Source organism: Parasporobacterium paucivorans DSM 15970, from assembly GCF_900141895.1.
Taxonomy (GTDB): Bacteria; Bacillota; Clostridia; order Lachnospirales; family Lachnospiraceae; genus Parasporobacterium; species Parasporobacterium paucivorans.
This window is the reverse complement of sequence record NZ_FQYT01000039.1, coordinates 1-5,598: the sequence shown is the minus strand read 5'-3', so window position 1 is coordinate 5,598 and position 5,598 is coordinate 1. Positions and strand designations below refer to the sequence as shown.

General features: G+C 35.8%; 5 protein-coding genes. 1 reads left to right on the top strand and 4 read right to left on the bottom strand.

The features are described from left to right. Positions 1 to 219 (top strand): integrase core domain-containing protein (locus tag BUA79_RS11980; RefSeq protein ID WP_143147926.1); only part of this gene is annotated, 219 nt, incomplete at its 5' end. A 119-nt stretch (positions 220 to 338) separates the two neighbouring features. Here BUA79_RS11980 and BUA79_RS11975 read toward each other — a convergent pair. The 4 genes from BUA79_RS11975 to BUA79_RS11955 form a co-directional block, all read right to left on the bottom strand. Next, positions 339 to 1,465 (bottom strand): IS3 family transposase gene (locus tag BUA79_RS11975; protein WP_094757457.1). Its coding sequence is split into 2 segments (ribosomal slippage): positions 339 to 1,198 and positions 1,198 to 1,465, totalling 1,128 coding nucleotides; the frame shifts between segments, so codons are not numbered across the junction. 861 nt (positions 1,466 to 2,326) lie between these two features. After that, positions 2,327 to 3,172 carry a nucleotidyl transferase AbiEii/AbiGii toxin family protein gene (locus BUA79_RS11965; protein ID WP_178138605.1) on the bottom strand — a complete coding sequence of 282 codons (846 nt, stop codon included), beginning with the start codon at positions 3,170 to 3,172 and terminating at the stop codon, positions 2,327 to 2,329. Continuing rightward, positions 3,169 to 3,762, bottom strand: coding sequence for a type IV toxin-antitoxin system AbiEi family antitoxin domain-containing protein (locus tag BUA79_RS11960; protein ID WP_073994644.1), 594 nt, complete (start codon positions 3,760 to 3,762; stop codon positions 3,169 to 3,171). The genes BUA79_RS11965 and BUA79_RS11960 overlap by 4 nt, the downstream gene beginning before the upstream one ends. Positions 3,763 to 3,941: 179 nt before the next feature. Next, entirely contained in the window at positions 3,942 to 5,120 is a 1,179-nt protein-coding gene (locus BUA79_RS11955) for an HNH endonuclease domain-containing protein (protein WP_073994643.1), read from the bottom strand. Positions 5,121 to 5,598: the final 478 nt, after the last annotated feature.

Here is a 5,598-nt window from a genome sequence, read left to right as displayed (position 1 = left end):
AAAGGGCGCTGGGCGGATAACATCATGATTGAGCGGTGGTTCCGCAGCTTCAAATATGAGGAAGCATACCTGACACAATATAACAATATCCGGGAAGCCAGGTCTGCAATCGGCAGTTATATCCATACTTACAACTTTGAAAGATGCCATTCATCCATCAATTATCAAACTCCGGCAGAACGCTACTATCCAGCAATGCTTTTGGACTATGTGGCTTGATGCATATATCTGGGGAGTGTTCCACTACATCTCCCCAAGCAACATGTTAATCATATCGGTTCATTAAGAAATGTCGATGTTTTTGTCTTGACAACTGACCCACTATAGTCAACAGTAATCTAGACAACTTTTTTAAGGGTGTTGATCCTGTACTCGGCCGGAGTCAAATAATCTAACGACGAATGAATCCGGAGCTTGTTGAACCAGTTTACGTAATCTGCTAATTCGTAGTGCAGTTCTTCCAATGTTTCGAAGGTGTTGTGTTTTACGAATTCTGTTTTTATGATTTTGAAGCTTGCTTCAGCAACAGCATTATCATATGGGCAGCCTTTCATGCTGAGAGAACGCTTAATATCAAAGGCTTCCAAGGTCTCATCCAGCAGCTTGTTTTTGAACTCATTTCCTCTGTCCGTATGAAATATATTGATATTGTTGAGGTTGACATTCACCCGGGCAAAAGCTTTGCTGACCAGGGCGGCATCCTTGTTTTTGCCAGCGCTATAGCCGATTATTTCACGATTGAAGAGGTCAATGAGCAAGCAGATATAATTCCAGCTCCTGCCGACTCTGACGTACGTCAAATCGCTTACAACCACGTTATACTGTGGTTGGTTATCGAATTCGCGGTTAACCAGGTTCGTAGCTTTGGATTCGTTGCATTTATCCACATGTGGCCTGAACTGGGCCACGGTGTATTTTGACACAAGACCTTCCTGCTTCATGATTCTTCCGATTTTTCGACGAGAAGCTATAATGCCAGCTTTCTTAAGGTCTACTTTGATTTTCCTGGTTCCATAATTACAACGGCTCTCTTTGAAAATTCTTATGATTTCCGTTACCAGGACCGTTTCATCTGGCTTCTGCTTTGCCTCATAATAATAAGTGCTTCTTGAGATTTGTAGGACTGTGCACATTGCTGATACCGAGTATTTGTGGGTATTGTTACGAATCACATTTACTTTCGTCCAAAGATCAGCGCTGCCTGCTTTAAAATGTCGTTCTCCATTTCGAGCTGCTTATTACGCTTGCGGAGCTCGTTGAGTTCCTTCTGCTCAGGAGTGAGGTTGTCCTTTTCTTTGAAAGAACCGCTATTGTCTGCCTGCTTGATCCATTTATCAAGGAGGGAATGGGCAATGTCGTATTCCCGGACAATATCGCACTTGCGTTTTCCGTTCTTGTATAATTGTATTACTTGGTTTTTGAACTCGTCCGTATATGTACGACGAAGGCGTTTTTCATCAGTCATGGTGGGGGCTCCTCATATTTAATAATTTTATTTTACACGCCCTTAAAATAACTGTCCAATTAATTGTAACCTATCCAATTCCGACTTATCATCTCCTGTATATACATATTTTAAGAAGTACATAGTATGTAGTATTTTTTGATTTTTTTAAATGCTTAAATTAAAAAGACACCCTGTTTCCAGAATGCCTTTGAGGGGATATATACGAATAATAAGGGGATTATTATTCTAGGTATATTATATGACATGAAATGGTAATAGTATATGAAATATCTACTAATCTCATAATAAAACTATGAAGTTTCACTCGGCTTTTAAAATTGGTTGGGATTTTTATGAGGATAACCTCCACCTTTCCAGCCATGATCGGAATAGAAGATATACCCCTACCGCTAATCAGTTACCTATTATTATCACACAAACAATACAAATCAGCATCTCTGTATTTAGTTCCACAACAACAATGACATGACACTATTGTTGCATTTCCGGGTAATAAAAGTTCACTGGGCAATCCGCATTTCATGAGTGATTTTATCCATAGAATTAGAATAAGTACCTCAGAAAAACTTGTAGTTTTTAAAGCTATGAATTATTATCTCAAAAAACTAACTAGGAGCGAGGTACCGAATATTTACCGTTTACGTTTTAAACACAATAAGGTAAACTTGTCAAAGCGTAAGGTTAGAATGGTTTAGAGGGGCAATTATATTATCGGATAATTCTCTTAATTGTTTAAGACATGAGTGGTAATGCATTCCACCAAAGCAATTTTCAACGATATTCAAAAATACTTTTTGTATATTCGTAATAGATAACACACCTACCAGTCACTGCCTAGCTTTTCTGAAGAATACTAAGTTAATTCGATTCAAAAAGTTGTTCCATCAAGTTGCTTACTGAAATACAGGTATCTTCGAAAGAAATATTATTTGCATATTCAAAATCTTTTTGATAACGTCTCCAGTGATTTTGCATTATTTCACTGGTCTGAATCGCTTCTAATATAGCTTTATAATTAGTCAAAATCAAGCCTGAACCTCTTTTTTCTGCTGTTGCCTGTATTGCACTCTTCAACTGTTCTATTTCTATACTATTCGATTGCAACTTACTAAGAATATAAACATCATAGAAATCTCTTGGTCTTGTATTCTGGTTTCCACGAGATATAATCGTTTCCAATTTTTCTGCCAAAACTGTTTCCAGATTATACGCTAAAACCCGTATACTTCTATCCTCTAGTAAAAGTTTAAATTCATAACTGATTTCCTTCGGCGTGATTTTATCTCCAGTTGTAATGTCAAGTTTCAATGGAACTGCCATTGGCGGAAAATGTGCCGAAAGAGATACCCGAAATCCCGAATACTCATCATCCTCTCGAATATCTCCTATACTAATAAAAGAAAAAGTTACATCATCTTGCAGTGGTATATCGCATATTTCTATAAACATTTTTTTTACTGTATCTTCTGTAACTGGCATCCCCTTAATTGTTGCATCCATATCCATGGTCGCCCTGGAATCAAGTCCTACCATAGCAGCAATTAAAAATCCCCCTTTTAAAATAAAAGAGTCCTGATATTTGGAAACCGAAACCCTTTCCAAAAATCTTTCTAACATAAAATTCTGCATAACCAGCTGCGCTGAAATACTTTTTTCAATTGCAATATTTTTAATGATTGCTTTCAGTTGCATTGCATTTTTCATAAAAGTACCTCCAAATAAGCTCTAAGCCTTTTTTCTACATGTAATTTTTTTGCATATTCTGACAATAAAGGGATATTTTTATTCAATCGTTTTGCATATCTTTTAAATGCTTCTGAAACCACTTGGATATCTACATCATTTTGAGTTCTTAATATATCGCAAAGCGTTTTTTCCATAGAATAAGCACTCACAAAGTTGCCTCCTGGTGTTTTTAACTGAATCACTCCTAGTTCATACCACTCTGGTTTGGTACGATTACATTTAACATTTTCCCTTTTTAATGCACTAATATTATATTTTAGTGGAAATGTCATTTGAAATCGTATTGGTGTTCTGTCCGTCAAATCACTTAGAAAAAGTGCTGTTTCTCCTGAAAAAATACCCTTTTTGTATCTGATTTGCAGTTGATACATCTCATCATCCCACACTTCTGCCAACTGATACACACCTCGAGAAGCATGTTCTAATACACCAGAATCCACTAGATGTTTTAGACTCCCTCTGGAAATACCCGCTTTGGTTACCTCAGCTGCCGTTATCACTCCATTATTCTTTTCTACCATCTCTAATATCATCTCTGCATTTGACATATCTCACCTTCTCTCTAAAATAAAATCTTACTTAAAAACATTGAAACCAAATTTGACTTTTATGCATATTATATTAATACTTATATGCATAAAAGTCAAATATTTTATTACTATTCAATTTGTTGAAAACTTCTACATATCCATATTAGAAATTGCAAGCGTACTTTAAATTATTAATTTTAAAGCACGCTTGTAATAAATCCTCTATTTACCCATTCCATAAATCCAAGATTTTTTGCCGAATGACAGATTGGTTCGATTAATGTCACCATATTTTCAGTAAATATTTCTTCTGAAATTTCACACGAATATAGCCGACTTTTTATATCAGTACTGTTCAGATTTTTTCTTGTATATGTTTCAAAAAGCCTTTTAATTTCTTTATTACTCTGTGCAATCTGTAATGCCATATAATGCTGTTTTGATAACAGTTCAATATCATTTTTTTGATTCGGTACCTGATTACTTTTACTAATATTAATCTTCGCAAAAGTAGGAGTTAAGTTCCACACTTCATCACTTGCAAGATAAGACCATGGAACGAAATGATCAATATGTATTCTACCAAGTTCATCAAAATTTTCACTGTTCAATAATTTTCCAGTATATATGTCATTCATCTCATGATGTTCTATCACAGCGCTCCAGAAATTCATCGCCGCTTTTAAATCTCGTTTTTCCGGAGGATGAATTTTAAATGGAATTCCAGGCACATTCGGATTTCTTCTTTGCAAATATTGTATTAGTTCATTTTGAATCCATCCACGTAGAATGGCCTCATTTTTCTGCAAATAACCAATCCAATTTTCATTTATTCGAATCTGACGTTCTTTAACGGATAGTTGCTCATAGTAATAAAGTAATCTATCATTTTGCTTTGCCCTCTCCTCAATAAAATGATAATCATGCCATTCACTTTCTGTTAATTTTCCTAAAAATGGTGCCTGTAATCGGTATGGAACATTTAAAACCAATTTTTGCTTCGCCTTTTTGATGTTTTCATCTTCGCTGGTTATAAGAAATTGTATAACGTCCTTTTCCTTTGCGGTCGGCAATAAACCAGATGTACTGCGTACTTGATTTATTAAAATTTCCAATGCATCTGCGGGTCCAAGATTTAAATGGTATTCCATAACCATATACCAAGCTTGTGCCACCATTTTATGAATCAACTGTTCATAAGTTACAACAAATTTTCCATCCGATACAAAATCTAAAATAGCCTGAAACCAAAATAATTTATAACTTTGGTTCTTGTCCTTAAATATTCCAGCCAAAAGATGAACTGGTAGATTGTCCGTCTCCGGTAGCATATTATTTCTTTCTAATCTACTTTTCTTAAAATCAGATTCAACCAATTCTCATCTTCCCTTCCCGCTCTTACATCTGAAGTAATCCACTGCCTTATGATGATAATCCCACGTATTTTCTCCAAAACACATGCTAACTTTTCTTCTGTCATATCAGTAAAATATCTGCCATTTCGCATTCCTTCAAAACTTCCATTGTTTTTGACTCCTTGATCTGACCTGCCACTGCTCACTCACATTGTCCATGGTCAGATATTTTTGCTCTCTTGTTTTGTCCATTGATATCGTATTATAATGCCATTATCAAATAGGCATTGAGGTGAACAGGAAAAACCACAATACGATTTCTCCCCTACCAAAGATTGATTTCGTATTGTGGTCCCAATAAACATGATTATAGTAGCACAATACGAAAAACTCTTCAATACAGATACACATATTTTTCATCAAGAGTAAAGAAGTTTCCTGCTGTCCGGTCTGCAGTGGCAGCTTAAGGGTTCGGGATACCAAGCTCCGCCATATGATT

What these genes read in the sequence shown, in the direction of transcription:
- BUA79_RS11960 (WP_073994644.1), bottom strand. Translation starts at nt 3,762, where the DNA reads ATGTCAAATGCAGAGATGATATTAGAGATGGTAGAAAAGAATAATGGA.
- BUA79_RS11965 (WP_178138605.1), bottom strand. Translation starts at nt 3,172, where the DNA reads ATGAAAAATGCAATGCAACTGAAAGCAATCATTAAAAATATTGCAATT.